The 17,955-nt window shown below is 67.3% G+C and carries 16 protein-coding genes; 10 read left to right on the top strand and 6 right to left on the bottom strand.

Annotation, left to right across the window (positions count from 1 at the left end):
• Positions 1 to 15: 15 nt before the first annotated feature.
• The 5 genes from ABS361_05210 to ABS361_05230 all read left to right on the top strand — a co-directional run bounded on the left by ABS361_05210 (position 16) and on the right by ABS361_05230 (position 4,456).
• A complete protein-coding gene (locus ABS361_05210; protein ID XBY45674.1) occupies positions 16 to 876 on the top strand; it encodes a flagellar motor protein MotB in 861 nt (286 codons plus the stop codon).
• 431 nt (positions 877 to 1,307) lie between these two features.
• The gene (locus ABS361_05215) at positions 1,308 to 2,630 is read left to right on the top strand and encodes a porin (protein ID XBY45675.1); all 1,323 of its coding nucleotides are present in this window, start codon (positions 1,308 to 1,310) and stop codon (positions 2,628 to 2,630) included.
• A gap of 3 nt (positions 2,631 to 2,633) precedes the next feature.
• Positions 2,634 to 3,182 (top strand): cytochrome c, encoded by a 549-nt coding sequence (locus tag ABS361_05220; protein ID XBY45676.1) that lies wholly within the window; start codon positions 2,634 to 2,636, stop codon positions 3,180 to 3,182.
• Between the two features lie 126 nt (positions 3,183 to 3,308).
• On the top strand, positions 3,309 to 3,941 hold the full coding sequence (locus ABS361_05225; protein XBY45677.1) for a glutathione S-transferase family protein: 633 nt from the start codon (positions 3,309 to 3,311) through the stop codon (positions 3,939 to 3,941).
• Positions 3,942 to 4,000: 59 nt separating this feature from the next.
• The gene (locus ABS361_05230; protein ID XBY45678.1) at positions 4,001 to 4,456 is read left to right on the top strand and encodes a GNAT family N-acetyltransferase; all 456 of its coding nucleotides are present in this window, start codon (positions 4,001 to 4,003) and stop codon (positions 4,454 to 4,456) included.
• A 140-nt stretch (positions 4,457 to 4,596) separates the two neighbouring features.
• Here the strand turns inward: ABS361_05230 and ABS361_05235 are convergent, their stop codons facing one another.
• On the bottom strand, positions 4,597 to 4,842 hold the full coding sequence (locus tag ABS361_05235) for a hypothetical protein (protein XBY45679.1): 246 nt from the start codon (positions 4,840 to 4,842) through the stop codon (positions 4,597 to 4,599).
• Positions 4,843 to 5,306: 464 nt separating this feature from the next.
• On the opposite strand from ABS361_05235, the gene ABS361_05240 reads away from it, so the two are divergent.
• From ABS361_05240 to ABS361_05250, 3 genes are all read left to right on the top strand, one after another.
• The gene (locus ABS361_05240) at positions 5,307 to 6,005 is read left to right on the top strand and encodes a glutathione binding-like protein (protein ID XBY45680.1); all 699 of its coding nucleotides are present in this window, start codon (positions 5,307 to 5,309) and stop codon (positions 6,003 to 6,005) included.
• 183 nt (positions 6,006 to 6,188) lie between these two features.
• On the top strand, positions 6,189 to 7,415 hold the full coding sequence (locus ABS361_05245; GenBank protein XBY45681.1) for an FkbM family methyltransferase: 1,227 nt from the start codon (positions 6,189 to 6,191) through the stop codon (positions 7,413 to 7,415).
• Between the two features lie 360 nt (positions 7,416 to 7,775).
• Complete coding sequence (locus ABS361_05250; GenBank protein ID XBY45682.1) at positions 7,776 to 8,054, top strand: SEL1-like repeat protein; 279 nt, start codon at positions 7,776 to 7,778, stop codon at positions 8,052 to 8,054.
• Between the two features lie 464 nt (positions 8,055 to 8,518).
• Here the strand turns inward: ABS361_05250 and ABS361_05255 are convergent, their stop codons facing one another.
• The 4 genes from ABS361_05255 to ABS361_05270 all read right to left on the bottom strand — a co-directional run bounded on the left by ABS361_05255 (position 8,519) and on the right by ABS361_05270 (position 14,051).
• Positions 8,519 to 9,664, bottom strand: coding sequence for an extracellular solute-binding protein (locus ABS361_05255; GenBank protein XBY45683.1), 1,146 nt, complete (start codon positions 9,662 to 9,664; stop codon positions 8,519 to 8,521).
• 153 nt (positions 9,665 to 9,817) lie between these two features.
• A complete protein-coding gene (locus tag ABS361_05260; GenBank protein ID XBY45684.1) occupies positions 9,818 to 11,308 on the bottom strand; it encodes an aldehyde dehydrogenase family protein in 1,491 nt (496 codons plus the stop codon).
• On the bottom strand, positions 11,305 to 12,414 hold the full coding sequence (locus tag ABS361_05265) for a mandelate racemase/muconate lactonizing enzyme family protein (protein ID XBY45685.1): 1,110 nt from the start codon (positions 12,412 to 12,414) through the stop codon (positions 11,305 to 11,307). The genes ABS361_05260 and ABS361_05265 overlap by 4 nt, the downstream gene beginning before the upstream one ends.
• A 29-nt stretch (positions 12,415 to 12,443) precedes the next feature.
• Positions 12,444 to 14,051: a GMC family oxidoreductase N-terminal domain-containing protein gene (locus tag ABS361_05270; GenBank protein XBY45686.1), complete on the bottom strand. Its 1,608-nt coding sequence runs from the start codon at positions 14,049 to 14,051 to the stop codon at positions 12,444 to 12,446.
• Positions 14,052 to 14,229: 178 nt separating this feature from the next.
• Between ABS361_05270 and ABS361_05275 the strand changes: the two genes are divergently transcribed.
• Positions 14,230 to 15,159 carry a LysR substrate-binding domain-containing protein gene (locus tag ABS361_05275; GenBank protein XBY45687.1) on the top strand — a complete coding sequence of 310 codons (930 nt, stop codon included), beginning with the start codon at positions 14,230 to 14,232 and terminating at the stop codon, positions 15,157 to 15,159.
• An 87-nt stretch (positions 15,160 to 15,246) separates the two neighbouring features.
• On the opposite strand, the gene ABS361_05280 is transcribed toward ABS361_05275, so the two are convergent.
• Positions 15,247 to 16,149: a LysR family transcriptional regulator gene (locus ABS361_05280; protein ID XBY45688.1), complete on the bottom strand. Its 903-nt coding sequence runs from the start codon at positions 16,147 to 16,149 to the stop codon at positions 15,247 to 15,249.
• 197 nt (positions 16,150 to 16,346) lie between these two features.
• Between ABS361_05280 and ABS361_05285 the strand changes: the two genes are divergently transcribed.
• The gene (locus tag ABS361_05285) at positions 16,347 to 17,879 is read left to right on the top strand and encodes an ABC transporter substrate-binding protein (protein XBY45689.1); all 1,533 of its coding nucleotides are present in this window, start codon (positions 16,347 to 16,349) and stop codon (positions 17,877 to 17,879) included.
• The last annotated feature ends 76 nt before the right edge of the window (positions 17,880 to 17,955 follow it).

Consider the following 17,955-nt stretch of genomic DNA (forward strand, 5'->3'; position numbering starts at 1 on the left):
CGGAACGGACAGACCATGGCGAAGAAGAAGGGAGGACACGGCGGCGGCGGCCACGGCGGCGCGTGGGTCATCACCTTCGCCGACCTCATGGCGCTGCTCATGGCCTTCTTCGTCATGCTGGTGGCGACCGCCAACCAGGACCAGCAGAAGCTCGCCGATGCCGCGGGCTCGCTGAAGACCGCGTTCGGCGTCCAGCCCGAGCCGCGCCGCGCCGGCATGATCGAGCGCGACGGCCTGCCGGTCCGAAAGTTCCTGCGCGACACGTCGGTGGTCGAGAAGAAGGCGGATTCCGACTTCTCGCAGGAGCGCAACGAGAAGCACGCCAAGCAGGGCCCGGAAAAGAACACCCACGATTTCGAGCGGGCGGAAGAGGAAAAGCCCAAGCAGTTCCTGACCGCCGCCGCCTCGCTGAGGCAGGCGCTCTCCGACATGCCCGAGATCACCGAGCTTTCCAAGCACATCATCATGGAAGAGACCGACGACGGGCTGAACATCCGCATCGTCGATCAGGACGGCCGGTCGATGTTCCCGGAAGGCTCCAAGCTCCCTTACGAATATACCCGGCAGGTGCTCGCCAAGATCGCACCCGTGCTCGCGAAGATGCCGCATCGCATTCGCATCACCGGCCATACCTCGGGCGGCCGGCGCTGGACGGGGAAGGGCGCCTCGCCCTGGGATCTGTCGTCGGGCCGTGCGGTCGTCGTGCAGGACATTCTCGCCGGTTACGGCGTGCCGATCGACCGGTTCGAATCGGTGGTCGGCAAGGCGGATACCGATCCGCTGTTCCCCAACGAGCCGAACATGGCGGCCAACCGGCGCATCGACATCCTGCTCGTCGCCGAGGCCCCGCCGATGCCGCCGACCGGGCTGCACTGAGCCGCGCTGCGCGGCGGATCCGGTCATTCCCGTTCCCCGGTCCCGCGATCTGGTCGTCCGGTGCCGCGCCGTTCCGGCGCGCGTCGGCTTTGCACGATTCTGCGGTCCGCCGCGCACGCGCGGCGCGAGAATGGGAACGGGGTGGTCGGGTCCTGGCCAAGCCTATGGTGCCCGTGAATGTGGTTTTATTCTATTCTCATGAAAATCGAGGCAAAGACGTCGATTCAGCCCAATCTTTATAAGAGAACGTTGAGAGAAATTTTACTGCTGAGCCGATTGTGTTGCGTCGTGGTGACAGGTGTGGATAGCGGCCGCTATCTGCTTCACCTGCGGCGAATTGTACATTGGCCGCGATGATGTCGGCTTTATTGTGATCCTCCGATACACACGGGCGCCGCTTCAAGACGACGCCGTGACTCTGGGGGGAAACCATGTCGAAGCATACCCTCTGCGGCCTTGCGGCCGTGTTTCTCGCCGGTACGGCGGTGCCGGCCGTCGCGGGTCCTGCGCCCGGCGCGATCGACTACGTCAAGGTCTGCGGCGAATACGGCGATGCGTTCTTCTACATCCCGGGCACCGAGACGTGCCTCGCGATCGGCGGCTACGTCCGCTTCGACGCGATGGCCGGCTCGACCAGCAAGGGCTATCAGAACTTCAACGACTCGAGCCTGTGGACCGAGGTCGAGTCGGCCCATGAAGGCCCGGTGATCGGCTCCGGGCGGTCGTTCCACAATGCGCTGACCAACACGCAGGCGAGCCTGTCGTTCGATGCGCGCACGGCTTCCGAATACGGCCTCGTGCGCAGCTACGCCGAACTGCACTGGTCGGTCGGAAGCGCGACGCGCGCGGTCGAGATCGAGATCGAGAAGGCCTTCGTCCAGTTCGGCGGGCTGACCGCCGGTCGGTCGCAGTCGTTCTTCGACTTCTTCACCGGCTTCGATGATCCGGTGTATTTCGCCCCGTCGGTGTCGAACCGGCAGACCAACCTGCTCGCCTACACCTTCGCCTTCTCGCGCGAGATCACCGCGACGATCTCGATCGAAGACGGTACGTTCCGCCGCGCCACCAACGGCTCCGACGAATATGCGGCGGGCCACAAGGTGCCGGATATCGTCGCGAACGTCCGTATCGACCAGCAGTGGGGCATGTTCCAGGCCATGGCGGCCTACCACCAGGACTACGGCTCGCAGCAGAGCACGGCGGCCGGCACCGGCCCCTGGCAGAAGGACGGCTACGCCTTCGGCGTCGGCCTGATGTTCCGCCTGCCGCAGCTCGGCAAGGGCGACAAGCTGTGGCTGCAGGCGGCCTGGGCCAAGGGCGCGGTCGATTACACCGGCGCCGATCCCTACTGGCAGTCGGACTTCGCCGACCGCTCGAACACGGGCCTGTTCCAGCGCACCGACTGGTCGCTCACCGGCGGCTTCCACCATGGCTTCTCGAAGCAGTATGGCGTGAACCTGCTGGCGTCCTGGCATGACTCGCGCGGCTGGGTGTGGCGCAACACCTTCACCGGCGCCAATGCGATCTACGGACCGAAGTCGGCCGACTACACCCAGCTCGACCTCGGCGCGAGCTTCGACTGGACGCCGGCGGACAACTTCCTGGTCCGCGTCGGCGGCGAGTATCGCCGCGTCGAATACGCCACCGCCAACAACTACTTCAATCGCCGGCCGACCAACGTCGCCCGGAGCTCGGACGACGGCCTCGTCGGCTACGTCCGCGTGGTGCGCAAGTTCGGCGGCGACGACGATTGATCCTTGGCGCAACTGCGCATTCGGGCGTCGCCGCGGAGTATCTCCGCGGCGACGTTTTGCTTTTGGACGTCATCGGTGCCGGGCAAAATGGAGTTGGAAGGGGTGGTCATGAGAAACGGGTCTTTGGCGGTCATGACCTTGACGATGCTCGGTGTGGTCTTGGCCTGGGACGGAGCACGGGCGGGCCATCCCGCCATCGAGGAGCGCCAGGCGCTGATGAAGACGCTCGGCACCGCCACCAAGGCCGGTGCCGAAATGGTCAAGGGCGCGCGGCCCTACGACGCTGCGGAGGCCAAGCGCATCCTCGATACCTACGTGGCGGCGTCGAGCCGTATCGCCGGCCTGTTCCCGGCCGGCTCGGAGGAGGGCGGCTATACCAAGGCAATGATCGAGATCTGGTCGGACGCGACCGGGTTCAAGGCGGCTGTGGACAAGTTCGAGGCCGATGCCCGCGCCGCGGCCACTGCGACGGGCGATCTGGAGACATTCAAGCAAGCCTTCGCAACGGTTGGAGCCGACTGCCGATCCTGCCATTCGGACTATCGTCAATAGCGGCCGGCGACGTCCTCGTTTGACGCAGGTCGGCTCTGACATTGCGAGCCGCTTGACCGCGACCGGGCCGATCGGGTCTCTTGCCGACCGAACCGGCCGCCAGGGTCCGGCGGAACGGGGAGCGCCATGGCTGACAAACCTTTCACACTCTACGGCATGCTCGGCTCCGGACCGACCTACAAGGTCGCGCTGATGCTGACGCTCGCCGATGCACCCTTCGCCTTCGAGGCGATCAATCTGCGCGAGGGCGCCCACAAGCAGCCCGACTATCTGGCCAAGAACCGGTTCGGGCAGGTGCCGTGCCTGTCGCACGAAGGACGCTTCGTCGCGCAGTCGGCGACGATCCTCGAATACCTCGCCGACCGGCTGGGCGTTTTCGCCGGCCGCTCGGTCGAGGAGGAGTTGCGCATCCGCGAGTGGCTGTTCTGGGACTTCGATCGCCTGGCGCCCGGCATCTACCGGTCGCGCGCGATCAAGCGTGGCTTCCTCGCCGGCGACGACTCGCTGATCGACTATTTCAAGGGCGTCGGCGAGGCCGGGCTCGGCGTGCTCGAGGCGCATTTCGCCGCGCACGAGTGGCTGGTCGGCCGCAGCCCGACGATCGCCGACATCGATGTCTACGGCGTCGTCTGCTTCGCCGAGGAGGCGGGTTTCGACCTGTCGGAGCGGCCGGCGCTGAAGGCCTGGAAGGAGCGCTTCGAGGCGCTGCCGCGTTTCGGCACCATGGCCGAGATCGTGCCGGCGGAGTCCCGGCCCTGAGCGCCGCGGACCGCCCTGCGACAGCGGCGCGGGCTGCCGAGCCGTCGCCGCTACCCGGCATGACGATCCGCGCAGCCGAGGCAGCCGACGTCGCCGGTATCGTGGCGCTGTTCGCGGCCGACACGCTCGGCGGCCACGGCGACACGACCGATCCGGCCGCGGCGCCGGTCTATGCGGCGGCATTCGAGCGGATCCGCGCGCGGAGCGGGGAAAAGCTGTTCGTGGTCGTCGGTGACGGCGCCGTGGTCGGCACGGCGCAACTGTCGCTGATCACGACGCTGCTGCATCGCGGGCGCACACGGGCACTGATCGAGGCCGTGCATGTCGCTCCGGAGCTGCGCGGGCGTGGGGTCGGCGCGGCGCTGATGCGGCATCTGATCGCCGTCGCCAAGGCAGAGGGCGCCGGCGTGGTCGAGTTGACCTCGAACAAGACGCGCAAGGATGCGCACCGCTTCTACGAGCGGCTCGGCTTCGCCCGCAGCCACGAAGGGTTCAAGCTCACGCTGGAGGCCTGATGGCGGCGGGTGCGACGGCTCCGGCGCATGGGCGCGAACGAAAAGACCGGCCGGCGCTCGGCGCGCGCGGCCGGTCTCGTTCGTGCTCCGGCGCTCGTCCCGTCTTCGCCAGCCCGTCGTCGGGCCGGGCGAAGAGGCGATCACATGCACTTCGCCATGAAGGTGAAGTAGGCCTTCCAGCCCTTCGCGCCGGTCTTCTCCTTCTCGGTCTTCCACTTGGCGTCGCAGGCCTTCTTCTGGGCGCCGCTGCCGGCCTCTTCCTCGGCCGCGGCGGGCGCGGCGGCGGCGGGCTTGGCGGCGGCGGGCGCCGGCTTGGTCTGGGCGAGGGCGGGCGAGGCGACGAGCATCGCGGCGGTGAGGGCGGCGGCATAGAAGCGGATCGACATGGATCTGTTTCCCCGGTTGGGTATTGTTGCGCGTGCGGCCCGACCGGATCGGCGTTGCGCCGGCCGGCTCTCCCGGACCACGACCCCATGCACTTCCAGAACGACTTCCAACTGAACGGCTTCCAAAGCAGTGACTTCCCGATCGGTGCCGCTCCATGGCCGAGCACGCCTCCCGTGCCGGTTCAGAGGGAATGCCTGGGCATCGATCGTCGTGGGCGTCCGGCGGGAGACGACGAGTCGCCGTCCCGCTCCTCCCGTGATCACTTTATCTCGCGCAGCGAAGATGTCGACGGCATGTCTTCGTGCGACTGCAAGACTGTAACGTCGAGGCGTTCCGCCTCGTCTGACCGATTGCTGACGTGCTCTCGCGTCAGCCGACAGGGCCGCGCTCCGCACCATGGGCCGGACCTGCACCATTTCAGGCGTCCGGCCGTCAGCCGACGCCCTATCCGGAGGGATCCCCGATGGCCGAAGAGACCGTGAGCCCGATCGAACTCTACTACTGGCCGACGCCGAACGGCTGGAAGATCACCATCATGCTGGAGGAACTCGGGCTTCCTTATAGCGTGCGCTATGTCGACATCGGGCGCGGTGCGCAGTTCGAGCCGAAGTTCCTGGCGTTTTCGCCGAACAACAAGATGCCGGCGATCATCGATCCGGCCGGACCCGGCGGCCAGCCGATCTCGGTGTTCGAGTCCGGTGCGATTCTGCTCTATCTCGGCCGCAAGCACGGACGCTTCTACCCGACCGACGAGCGTGCCCGCGTCGCGGTCGAGGAATGGCTGATGTGGCAGATGGGTGGCTTCGGCCCGATGCTCGGGCAGAACCACCATTTCGCGCTCTATGCGCCGGAGAAGATCCCTTACGCGATCAAGCGCTATCGCGACGAGACGCACCGGCTCTACGGCGTGCTCGACAAGCGGCTCGCCGGCCGGGACTTCGTCGCCGGCGACTATTCGATCGCCGACATGGCGATCATCGGCTGGGCGACCGGCCACGAGCGCCAGGGCATCGATCTCGCCGAGTTCCCGAACCTCAAGGCATGGTACGACCGCATGCTGGCGCGGCCGGCGGTGACACGCGGTCTTGCGGTCGGCCGCGACATGCGGCGCGACATCGCGCAGGACGAGGAAGCCAAGAAGGTGCTGTTCGGCCAGCGCTGAGGCGCGGCGGATCGCCAGAGACAGGTGAGTGGGACGGCGTCCGAGCGATCGGGCGCCGTTTTTGTATGAGGATCGCGCGTTTCGCGCAAAAGCGGTTTTGTGGTCGACTGTTTCCTCAGCGGTGTGATTTGATGCTGCAGCAACAATTTGCCTCGCGATTGCATGCGATTTTGGGGATCGTCGATGTTCGGTTTGAAATTATTCAGTGCGGGGAAGAACAAGGCTGGGTCGAGCGACATGGGGCGAACCCTGATCCGGTCGAACCGGGGCGTCGATGGACCCGTGGTCACCGGCCCCTATGTGCGGATGGCGCCGGGACGCTACGTGGTCACCTTCAGGGTCGGCCTCACCGAAGAGCCGGCGGGCACGGCGGATGTGCGCTGCGGCTATCTGGACGTCTGCATCGATTGCGGAAACGTGATCTTGGCGCGGACCGAGCTGTTCCACTCCAGGCTTTCGAAAGAGCTGCGGGAGATCCATCTCGCGTTTGACCTCGATCGGGAAACGGAAGTCGAGTTCCGCGTCTTCAACATCGGGAGGGCCGGACTGGTCGTCGACGAGCAGCGCGACGTGAGCGCTCGCGCCCCCGATGTTCCCGACTTCACGCCGATGCTGCCGCCGGGCGCACCGGTGCCCGATGCGTTCTTCGTCGACAATGCCGAGCATTTCCGGAAGATGTATGAGAACGGCGCACGTCTCGCTGTCGTCGAGACGGGTACAATCGCGCAGTTCGGCGATGTTCGCTTCAAGGTGGCGAACCCTGAGGACTTTCAGATCGCCTATGAGGTCTTCATCGTCCGGGAGTACAATGCCTGCCTGCGGCGACGAAGCACCGTCTTCGATATCGGCATGAATGTCGGGCTGCTGTCCCTGTTCATGGCGTCGAACCCGCAGGTCTCCGAGGTTCATTCCTTCGAGCCATTTGCGCTGCCGAGGCGGCGTGCGGCCGAGAATTTTGCGCTGAACGGTCGGTTCGCGGACAAGATCACCGTTCATCCGTTCGGTCTCTCCGACAAGGACGATCAGATCGCGGTGGCGGTCAGCGACCAGGCGACGATTTCGACCTCGATCCGCGGGCGCGGCGATGGAGTCCGTACGGAGACGATCGATGTGCGCGCGGCCGCCGATGTGCTCGCCCCGCTGTTTGCCGCAGCCAAGGCGCGCGGCGACGACATCGTCATGAAGATCGACTGCGAGGGGGCCGAGTTCCCGATTTTCGAATCTCTGCGCTCCGCCAGCCTGTTCCGGTCGGTGACCGCGATCATGCTCGAATGGCACCGGAGCTGGTCGCCGGCCCTGTCGCAGGACGATCTGCTCGCGGTTCTGCGGGCCGAGGGCTTCATCGCCTTCGATCGCACGCTGGCAACCGATCAATTCGCCGGACAGATCCTCGCTGTCCGTGCGGCGTGAATGGCGATCGGCCGTGCCCGGGGCCCCTTTTGATGGGCCGACGGCCGTAATGCCGCCGTCCGCCGATCGCAGACGGATCATGCGTGATGAACGCGGTTCCGGAAAACGCGGTGAACGAAGGGTTGCCGCGATTTCCGGCATTTTCGGCGGGGGTCTTTGAAATCACTGCGGAATCGGCGCGGCCAAGATGAATCCTTCGTCAACTTAACGAATGGTTTCGCTGGCGTTGTGTGCTTGTTAATCTTGGACGTTAACGCCGACTTCAACGCTCGGGGGGCAGACTTACCCACATCAGATCGAGGACGAACGGTTCTTCGATGGGGACGTCAGAAGTAAACGAGAAGCGTTGGGGAGCGTATCATGGCTCGCTTTGAGATCCAGGAAGCTGAAATGGCGGTGATGGGACAGCAGAACCTGTCGCCGGAGATCTATTTCCAGCTCGGTATCAGCTATTCGACCGGCCGCGGTGTCGATGCGGACATGATCGCCGCGCACAAGTGGTTCAACCTCGCCGCGGCGCAGGGCAAGTCGGAAGCCGCGCAGTATCGCCAGGATGTCGCCCGCGAGATGTCGTCGGCCGATATCGCCGAGGCGCAGCGCCAGGCGCGCGAGCACCTCGCGATGATGACCCGCCACTGAACCGCGATCGGCGCTTGGCACGGATCCGAACGAGGGGCGCGCCGTCTGGGGAGGCGGGTGCGGTCACGCGGATTGATGAGCAAGGCGCTTCCGCATGGCGGAACGACGCGAGCCTCGGCGCATGCGGCCGGGACTCTGAAGACCATGGCCGGCGGCATGCCGGCCCAAGAGCGCGGTCCGGTCGATGCCGGACGGGCGAACGGTCGGCCGATACGGTCGGCTTGAGGATGGAACGAGACAATGCCGTGGCGCGACCGGTCCGGATGACCGTGTGAGGACCGCCGCCGACGGCCGACGCGCAAAGTCGGATTGGGCCGGCCTCTCGGGGGGGCCGACTTGCGTGTCAAGGATTCCGGCGCCGGGCAGGGGAACCCGGCTGCCACGCGGATTTCGGATAGGAGCAGACAAATGAATGCGGCCGCCCCCCTCGGGGGCGGCCGCATGGTGTTTTCGCGCTGGGTCGATCAGGCCGAGACGAACTTCTTGGCGTATTCGGTGCGCTTGGCGACGAACCAGGACTGCTGGGCCGGCCACCACCAGAGCTTCGACAGCGCATCGCCCGGATAGGCGGCCTGGAAGAACTTCTTCGCGGCCGGCTCCATGAGGTCGACGGCGCCCTTGGCGCAGGGGTTGGAACCAAAGGCGTGGCCCCACAGGTTCGAGCCTTCCGGCGTGTTGATCCAGGAGACCCAGGCGTGCGCCTGCTCGAGGTTCTTGGCGCCCTTCAGCAGCACGAAGTTCTGCAGCCAGCCGAACGCGCCTTCCTTCGGCGCCAGATAGCCGATCGGGAAGTTCTCTTTCAAGAGCGAGCCGGCCGAGGAATCCCAGTTGAAGCCGATTACGCAGCCGTTGGTGCGGAAGGCGCCCTGGGCTTCGTTCTCGTTCGACCAGAACTGCGCGATGTTCTTGCGCTTAGAGACGGCGAACTTGAGCGCCTCGTCCCAGTTCTTGACCATCTTGGCTTCGTCGACATAGCTGTCGTCCCACGGGAACGGCAGCTTGCCCTGGGCCTCGAGCCAGCGGCCGGCGGCGGCGAGGCCGGAGTGGCCACGCAGGACGAGTTTGCCGGCGTACTTGTCGTCGAACAGATCGCCGAGCGAGGCCTTGCCGTATTCGAGCTTCACTTCGGCCGTGTTGTACATCAGCGCCTCGGTGCCCCAGACCGAGGGGCTGGCGATGCGCTTGCCGTCGGCGGTCATCGCGGTGGCGAGCTTGCCGGTGGACATGGACGGCTCGACGCCGTCGATGTTGATCTTCTTCTCGTCCCAGGCCTGCAGGAAGCCGTTCTCGGCCCAGTTCGACAGGCGGTCGACGGTCGGCTCGGAGATGTCGAAGCTGCCGTTGGTGGCGGCGCCGGTCTTGGCCTGGGCGAGCATCTCGTCCTGGCTGCCGAGGCCGGTGAACTTGATCTTGATGCCGGTCTTCTTCTCGAAGGCGGCGAAGACCTGCGGGAACTCGTCGTAGCCGGCCCAGCCGAGGAAGTTCAGCTCGCCGGAGGAGGCGAGGGAGCCCTTCACGATGAAGGGGGCGGCGAGGCCGACGGCACCGGCCGCGGCCGTGCCCTTGAGGAGGTGACGACGGGTCAGACCGCCAGAACGAATACGTGACATCGAACGACTCCCTTGCTTCGCTTGAACTGCATGACCGGGTGTCGGGCACCCCTCATCCGGCTGGTCGCCCCGCCACGATCGCCGATCGTGCTCGTCCGGGAGAGACCGTCCTTCGAGTTCCTCGTCGTCCTCGGCGTGGTGCGCGCACGCGCCTCAGCCGCGGATCGTGATCGTCTTCGTGGCGGTATAGGCGTCGATGCCCTCCCGGCCCTTTTCCCGGCCGTAGCCGGATTTGCCCATGCCGCCGAACGGAAGCGCGATGCCCCCCGCCCAATAATCGTTGACGGTGACCTGACCCGCCACGATCTCCCGGGCGAGCCGCATGGCCCGTCCGATGTCGCGTGTGTAGATCCCCGCATAGAGACCGTATTCCGTCCCGTTCGCCGCCGCCAGTGCCGCGTCGTCGTCATCGACCACCTGCACCGACAGGACCGGACCGAAGATCTCTTCACAGACGCAAGCATCGTCGGCGGGCAGGTCGTCGATGATGGTCGGGCGGTAGAACCAGCCGGTATCGGCGATCGCATCGGCGCCGATGCCGCCGCCGGTCACGATGCTGCGGCCGCGGGCGCGCGCCGCATCGACATGGGTGCGAATGCGCGCGAGCTGAGCCGGCGAATTGATCGCGCCGACGTCGGCGCCGCGCAGGCCGTGACCGACCTTCAGCGCCTTGGTCAGCGTCACGATCTTCTCGACCAGGGCGCCATGGATCGACCGCTCGACGATCAGGCGCGAGCCGGCGGAACAGACCTGGCCGGCATTGCAGAAGATGGCCCAGAGCACGCCTTCGGCGGCTGCGTCGAGGTCGCAATCGCCGAGGCAGACGACCGGCGACTTGCCGCCGAGTTCGAGCGTCAGGCTCGCCACGTTGGGGGCGGCAGACTGCGCCACGCGGACGCCGGTGGCGACCGAGCCGGTGAAGGTGATGTGGCGGACGGCCGGATGGGCGACCAGCGGCGCGCCGGCATCGGTGCCGAGGCCGGTCACGACGTTGAGCACGCCGGCGGGCAGGCCGGCCTCCGACAGGATGCCGGCGAAGAGCAGCGCGGTGAAGGGCGTCGTCTCGGCCGGCTTGGCGACCGCCGAGCAGCCGGCGGCGAGGGCCGACGCGATGCCGCGCGCGAAGGTCGACGAGGGATAGTTCCAGGGGATGATGTGCGCGGTGACGCCGACCGGCTCGTTGACCGTGAAGCTGGTCAGGTCGGGGCCGAGCGGGATCGAGGCGCCCTCGTGGAGCTCGGCGAGACCGCCGTAATAGTCGAACAGGCGGGCGACATTGGCGATGTCGCCGCGCGCCTCGGCGATGGTCTTGCCGGAATCGAGCACCTCCATGAAGGCCAGCGTCTCGGCCCGCTCGCGCACTAGGCGCGCGGCCGCCGCGAGCACGCGGCGGCGTTCGATCGGCGTCGAGCGGCGCCAGAGCACGGCGGCGCGCGCCGCCGACGCGACGGCCCGCTCGACGTCCTCGGCATCACCGGCGGCGAAGCTCGCGAAGGCCTTGCCGAGGCCGGGATCGAAGGCTTCCATCGTGCCGCCGTTCGCCGAGGGGCGATAGGCACCGTCGATGAAATGGCCGGAGGGCAGGGCCGGCAGCGTACCGTCCTTGAAATAGGCCGCGGCGAGGGTTTCGGCGGTGGTGCTCACTGTTCGGCCTCGCTGACCTGGCGGACGGCCTTGTCGAGCCAGGCGGGGTTGATCTCGACGCCCCAGCCGGGTGCATCCGGGATTTTCGCGCGGCCGGCATCGATGGCGAAGGGATCGCCGAGGAACAGGCCGTCCTGCCACGGGTAGTAGTCGTCGCCCTCGATCGAGAATTCGAGGTACTTGCCGGCGTTGGGGATCGCGCCGAGCATGTGCATGGTGCACATCGTCACCAGCGAGAGATTGGCGCTGTGCGGCGTCACCGGCAGGCCCGCGGCTTCGCCCAGGCGGCAGACCCTGAGCGTGCGCGACAGGCCGCCCATGTACATGATGTCGGGCTGCAGCACGTCGACCGCACGCATCTCGATCATGCGTTCCCAGATGCCGATCTCGCAGTCCTGCTCGCCGCCGGTGACGTCGAGCGACAAGGCGTCGGTGACCTGCTTGGTCTGCTCGAGCTTCCAGTACGGGCAGGGTTCCTCGAAGTGGCTGATGCCCTCGGCCTCGAGCATGTGGCCGACCTCGATGGCGCGGGCCGGCGAGAAGCCGCTGTTGCCATCGACCAGCTTGGCGATGCCGTCGCCGAGCGCGCGGGCGACGGTCGGGATCACCGCCTCGGTGCGGCCGGGCCACTCGTCGATGTCGCGGCCGCATTCGGCGCCGACGCGCCACTTGAAGGCGTCGAAGCCCTTTTCGTCGCGCAGCCTGACGAAGCGGGCGGCCTCGGCTTCGGGCGTGATGTCGCGCTTCATCGACGAGGCGTAGGCGCGGAGGAAGCCCGGCTTGCCGCCGATCAGCTCGACCACCGGCTTGCCCTCGAGCTTGCCGCGCAGGTCCCACATGGCGGTGTCGAGGCCGGCGAGCGCGCGGCAGCGATAGCTGCCGGGGAACTTGTGCTCGCGTTCCTCGACGAGATCGATCAGCGCATCGACATCGAGCGCGCTGCGGCCGAGCACCCACGGCGCGACCTGCCGATGGAACACCGTCGCGGTGATGTCCGCATGGTAGGTCGAGGTCTGGCCCCAGCCGACGTCGCCGGTGTCGGTCGTCAGCTTGACGAAGCAGACGTAGGCGTTGGTGAAGGTCTCGAGCTTGGCGATCTTGGGCATATCGCGGGTCCGGGCTCCGGAGAGGCGTTTCAGCCGGCGGCGATCATGGCGGCGGCCTTGTGGCCGACCATGATCGCCGGGGCGTTGGTGTTGGCGGAGGTGACATTCGGAAAGATCGACGTGTCGGCGATGCGCAGGCCTTCGACCCCGTGGACCTTGAGGTCCGGGCCGACCACGCCGTCGGCCGCTTGCGGCGCCATGCGGCAGGTGCCGCAGAGGTGGAACACCGAGCCCGAGCGCTTGCGGAAATCCTCCACGATCGCCTCGTCGGAGGCGCGCGCGGGATCGAACAGGGTGATCGCGGCCGCGAGCGCCTTCATCGCGCGGGTTTCCTGCAGGCGCGCGACCAGCCGGGCGCCGGCGAGCACGTCGGCGAGGTCGCGATCGGTCGAGAGGTAGTTCGGGCGGATGCGCGGCTGGGCGAGCGGATCGGCGCCGGCGATGTCGATGCGGCCGGTGCTGGTCGGGCGGCAGGCGTTGAAGCTCAGGATGAAGCCCGGCCACGGGTCGGGCTTGGAGAGTTTGCGCTGGCCGGCGATCTCGGTCGAGTAGGACAGCGGGTTGAAATAGAGCTGCATGTCGGGGCGCGCGAGCTCCGGCGAGGAGCGAACCAGGCCGCCCATCTGGTTGACCGACAGGCTGAGCGCGCCGGTGCGGGTCGCCAGGAAGCGGATGCCGGCGGCGATGCGGCCGGGCCAGGTGCCGAGCACGGCGTTCAGCGTCGGTTCGGTGGCGCGGTAGTAGTAGTTGATGCCGAGATGGTCTTGCAGATGGCCGCCGACGCCGGGCGCGTCATGGACGACGGGCACGCCGAGACCGGCGAGGAGCGCGCCCGGGCCGACGCCCGAGCGCTGCAGGATCGCCGGCGAGCCGACCGCGCCGGCCGAGAGCACGATCTCGGCGCGGGCGCGGTAGCTCCGCCGCTCGCCGCCGATCAGGCATTCGACCGTGCGGGCGCGGCGGCCTTCGAAGCCGATGCGGTCGACGATCAGGCCGGTGGCGACGGTCAGGTTCGGCCGCTTCATGGCCGGGCGCAGGAAGGCGTCGGCGGCCGAGCAGCGCAGGCCCTTGCGCGTGTTGATCAGGTAGGGGCCGACGCCCTCGGCCTCGGTCAGGCCGAGGTCCGACACGATCGGCAGGCCTGCCTCGCGGGCGGCGGCGAGATAGTGCCGCTTCAGCGGATGATATTCGGCCTCGCGGTCGGAGACCCAGAGCGGGCCGTCGCCGCGCGCGCTGCCGTCGCCGGCGACCCGGCGCTCGAACGAACGGAACACCGGCTCGACGTCGGACCAGCCCCAGCCGGGATTGCCGGCATCGCGCCAGTCGTCGAAATCGCCGGGCAGCCCGCGCGCATAGACCATCGCGTTGATCGAACTCGAGCCGCCGAGCACCTTGCCGCGCGGGACGTAGACGACGCGGTCGCCGAGGCCGGGGTCGGGGAGGGACTCGAAGCGCCAGTTGACCGCCGGGTCGAAGAAGGACTTGCCGTAGCCGATCGGGGTCTTGATCCAGAAGCGGAAATCGCTGCCGCCGGCCTCGATCAGCAGGACCGAGCGGCGCGGATCGGCGCTCAGCCGGTCGGCGACCACGCAGCCGGCGGACCCGGCCCCCACGACGATGTAGTCGAACTCCTGCAAGCGCGGCCCCCGTCGTTCCGTCCGTGGCAAACTTGTTCGGCGAGGGATGTTGACACCGGGGCAGCCGTCAAACCATCAATATCAAACCGGTCTCAGGCCTTGTTCCTCTTTGGCCTCGTGCGCACGGATCGAGGGTCGCGCGGACACACCGCGCGACCGTGATGGGAAGGTTCGGCCGATGGCCTATTCGTTGGCATTGCTCGTCAATCTGCGCAGCTTCGAGGCTGCGGCCCGGCATCTGAGCTTCGCCAAGGCGGCGGTCGAGCTCGGGCTGACCCCGGCGGCGGTCAGCCAGCAGATGAAGGCGCTCGAGGCCCATCTCGGCTTCTCGCTGTTCGAGCGGCTGCCACGCGGGGTCAGGCTCACGGCGATCGCCCGCGCCTATCTGCCCTCCGTGCGAAAATCGCTCGATGAACTGACCACGGCGACCGCCGGCCTGTTCGGCACCAAGGGCTCGCGCAGCCTGACCATCCGCTGCCCGGTCAGCTACGCGACGCTCTGTCTGTCGCCGCGGCTGCCGGCGTTTCGCGCCATGCATCCGGGCGTGCAGATCAGCGTCTATTCGTCGGTCTGGGCCGACGATCTCGACGACGATCGCATCGATCTCGACATTCGCTGGGGCAGCGGTGCCAGTGGCGACGGGCGCTGGGAGAATTTCGACGCGACGCCGCTCGATCGCGCGGTTTCGATCCCGGCGTGTCCGCCGGGGACGGTTTTCGGTCCGGACCCGGCCGAGGCGGTGCGTCGGCTCGCGGCCGTGTGTCCGATCCATATCCTCGGCTGCGACAATCTCTGGAGCAGTTTCGCGCGTGCCGAGGGCTGGCCGGAAGGCTCGCTCGGCACCGGCGTGCTGGTCGACAGCACGGTCGTGGCGCTGTCGATGGTCGCGGCGGGCATGGGGACGGCGCTGGTGTCGCCGGATCTGGCGCGCGGCCATCTCGCGGAGGGCCGCATCGTGGCGCCGCCCGGCCTTTCCTATGGCCATGACGGCTGCCACCACGTGCTGATCCCGCGCCGCAAGGTGCAGTCGCCGCTGGCGCTCCTGTTCCGCGACTGGCTGGTCGAGGCCGAGAGCGCCTTCGAGCGGCGCGACGCGCGCGTCGCCTGAGCCGTGTACAGGCTCGGCGCCCGTCGGGGCAGGGCCAATCGGGGCAGGGCCAATCAGGGTTGGGCCAATCGGGGTTGGGCAGTCGGATCAGGGCGAGCCGGAACTCTCGACGGCGGCGAGCAGATGCGCGGCGAAAGCCTCGGCCGCGTCGGGCAGGCGGCGGCCGAGCATGGCCTGGACCTGATAATGGCGCTGGTCGATCGACGGGCCGCTGATCGGCACCGAGACGACGCGATTGCCGGTCCGGCGCGAATGCACGGTAAAGGCGCTCGCGACGGTCAGGCCGCCGCCTTCCTCGACGAAGCTCCACAGACCCGCGATGTAGTTCGATTCCAGGATCGGCTGCACGGCGATGCCTTCGAGGCCGCAGGCGATCTCGAACAGCTGGCGCGCGGTGGTGTTCTTTTCCGGCAACGCGAGCGGTTCGGCGGCGAGTTCGGAAAGCGAGACCGCGACGCGGCCCGCGAAGGGATGGTCGATCGGCGCCACCGCCAGGATCGGCGCCCGGCCGGAGCCGATCAGGCGCACGTCGGCCTCGGGCGCAAAGGTGAAGGTCGCGCCGATATCGACATCACCGTCACGCACCAGGCGCGTGACGTTGGCCGGTGCCGTGATCTTCAGCTCGAAGCGGATGCCCGGATAGCGCTCGCGAAAGCTGCGGATCGCGGCCGGCACCAGCATCATGCCGAAGCCCTCGGTCGCGCCGATGCGGACGGCGCCGGTGGCGAGGCCCTGCAGCAATTTCAGCTCGGTGACGATCGCCTCTTCCTCGAGAAAGGCGCGGCGGGCATGGCGGGCGAGGATCTCGCCGGCCGGGCTCGGCACCATGCCGCGCGGCCGGCGCTCGAACAATTCGACGCCGAGTTCGGCCTCGAGCCCGGCGATCTGACGGCTGATCGCCGAAGAGGCGACGTTGAGCCGGCTCGAGGCCTCCGCGATCGAGCCGGTGCGGGCGACTTCAAGAAAATAGCGCAAGGCCGTGTTGTTCATCGAAAATCCGCGAAAATGCGCTGCTTTTGCTGCATTGCACGCCGGTCAGCCTCGACTCGCGCCCGCCGGCGGAGGTGGAGAGCGTTGCCGATCTGGCAACGAAACATTCGATAGATTATAATTGCGGCATGCCTTTGTGCTCAATACCGTGTCATGGCCAATTTGTTTGCACCGCAACATCGGACGGGGGTTGGGGCATGACGGCAGTGACATTCGGGAAGTCGATCTTGGCTGCGGCGGCGCTGTCGCTCGGCCTGTCGGGCGCAGCTTTCGCCGGCAAGGCGAACGATACGCTGGTCTACGCCTCGGACAGCGAGCCGGAGAACATCAGCCCCTATCACAACAACCTGCGCGAGGGCGTCATCATCGCCCGGCACGCCTGGGAAACGTTGATCTACCGGAACCCCACGACCGGCGCCTACGAGCCCTATCTGGCGACGTCGTGGACCTGGGTCGATCCGGTGACGCTCGATCTGGAGCTGCGCCAGGGCGTGACCTTCCACGACGGTTCGCCGTTCACCGCCGACGACGTCGTCTTCACGTTCAACTACGTTCTGACGCCCGAAGCCAAGGTGGTGACGAAGCAGAACGTCGCCTGGATGGCCTCGACCGAGAAGCTCGGCGACTACAAGGTCCGCATCCACCTGAAGGGACCGTTCCCGGCCGCGCTCGAATATCTCTCCGGCCCGGACGCGATCCTGCCGGCGGCCTATTTCAAGAAGGTGGGCCTCGACGGCTTCGCGAAGGCGCCGATCGGCACCGGGCCGTACCGGATCGTTTCGGTCGACAGCGGCAAGGGCGTCAAGCTCGAGAAGTCGAAGACCTATTGGAAGGGCAGCCCGATCGGCGATGTCGCGATCGGCAAGCTCGAATTCCGCATCATCCCGGACGGCGAGACCCGCATGGCCGAGCTGATGACCGGCGGCGTCGACTGGATCTGGCGTGTGCCGACCGATCAGGCCAAGCAGCTCGAGGCGGTGCCGAACGTCACCGTGCTCGCGGCCGAGACCATGCGCGTCGGCTTCCTGCAGTTCGACGCGATCGGCCGCACCGATCCGAATTCGCCGCTCAAGAAGGAGAAGGTCCGTCAGGCCATTTCCTACGCGATCGACCGCAAGGCGATGGTCGACAACCTGGTCAAGGGCGGCGCCCGCGTGATGAATTCGGCCTGCTTCATCGAGCAGACCGGCTGCACCGACGAGGGCGTCACGCGCTATCCGTACGACCCGGCCAAGGCCAAGGCGCTGCTCGCCGAGGCCGGCTATCCGAACGGCTTCGACATCGATCTCTATGCCTATCGCGAGCGCGACTACGCCGAGGCGGTGATCGGCTACCTGCGCGCGGTCGGCATCCGCGCCAAGCTCAACTATCTGAAGTATGCCGCGCTGCGCGAGCTGAACCGCGCCGGCAAGGTGCCGATCTACTACCAGACTTGGGGTTCGTTCTCGGTCAACGACGCCTCCGCCTTCACCGGCGCGTGGTTCAAGGGCGACGAGGACGACATGTCCAACGACGCCGAGGTCAAGGCGCTGCTCGACAAGGCCGACACGACCAACGAACTCGCCGACCGCAAGAAGCTCTACCAGCAGGCGCTGTCGATCATCGCGGCCAAGGCCTACCTGCTGCCGATGTTCTCCTATTCGACCAATTACGCCTTCTCGTCTGACCTCGACTTCAAGGCCCAGCCCGACGAGGTGCCGCGCTTCTACGCGGCGCGCTGGAAGAAGTAAGGCGCCGGATCGAAGGCCCTGCCGCCGCTTGCCGGGGGCAGGGCGCGAGGGCGGTGGCCCCGCGGCTGACCACGCG

The organism is Ancalomicrobiaceae bacterium S20, assembly GCA_040269895.1.
Lineage (GTDB): Bacteria > Pseudomonadota > Alphaproteobacteria > Rhizobiales > Ancalomicrobiaceae > Methyloraptor > Methyloraptor flagellatus.

Coding starts and splice junctions, on each gene's coding strand:
- ABS361_05210 (XBY45674.1), top strand. CDS start 16: ATGGCGAAGAAGAAGGGAGGACACGGCGGCGGCGGCCACGGCGGCGCG.
- ABS361_05215 (XBY45675.1), top strand. CDS start 1,308: ATGTCGAAGCATACCCTCTGCGGCCTTGCGGCCGTGTTTCTCGCCGGT.
- ABS361_05225 (XBY45677.1), top strand. CDS start 3,309: ATGGCTGACAAACCTTTCACACTCTACGGCATGCTCGGCTCCGGACCG.
- ABS361_05230 (XBY45678.1), top strand. CDS start 4,001: ATGACGATCCGCGCAGCCGAGGCAGCCGACGTCGCCGGTATCGTGGCG.
- ABS361_05235 (XBY45679.1), bottom strand. CDS start 4,842: ATGTCGATCCGCTTCTATGCCGCCGCCCTCACCGCCGCGATGCTCGTC.
- ABS361_05240 (XBY45680.1), top strand. CDS start 5,307: ATGGCCGAAGAGACCGTGAGCCCGATCGAACTCTACTACTGGCCGACG.
- ABS361_05245 (XBY45681.1), top strand. CDS start 6,189: ATGTTCGGTTTGAAATTATTCAGTGCGGGGAAGAACAAGGCTGGGTCG.
- ABS361_05250 (XBY45682.1), top strand. CDS start 7,776: ATGGCTCGCTTTGAGATCCAGGAAGCTGAAATGGCGGTGATGGGACAG.
- ABS361_05255 (XBY45683.1), bottom strand. CDS start 9,664: ATGTCACGTATTCGTTCTGGCGGTCTGACCCGTCGTCACCTCCTCAAG.
- ABS361_05265 (XBY45685.1), bottom strand. CDS start 12,414: ATGCCCAAGATCGCCAAGCTCGAGACCTTCACCAACGCCTACGTCTGC.
- ABS361_05275 (XBY45687.1), top strand. CDS start 14,230: ATGGCCTATTCGTTGGCATTGCTCGTCAATCTGCGCAGCTTCGAGGCT.
- ABS361_05280 (XBY45688.1), bottom strand. CDS start 16,149: ATGAACAACACGGCCTTGCGCTATTTTCTTGAAGTCGCCCGCACCGGC.
- ABS361_05285 (XBY45689.1), top strand. CDS start 16,347: ATGACGGCAGTGACATTCGGGAAGTCGATCTTGGCTGCGGCGGCGCTG.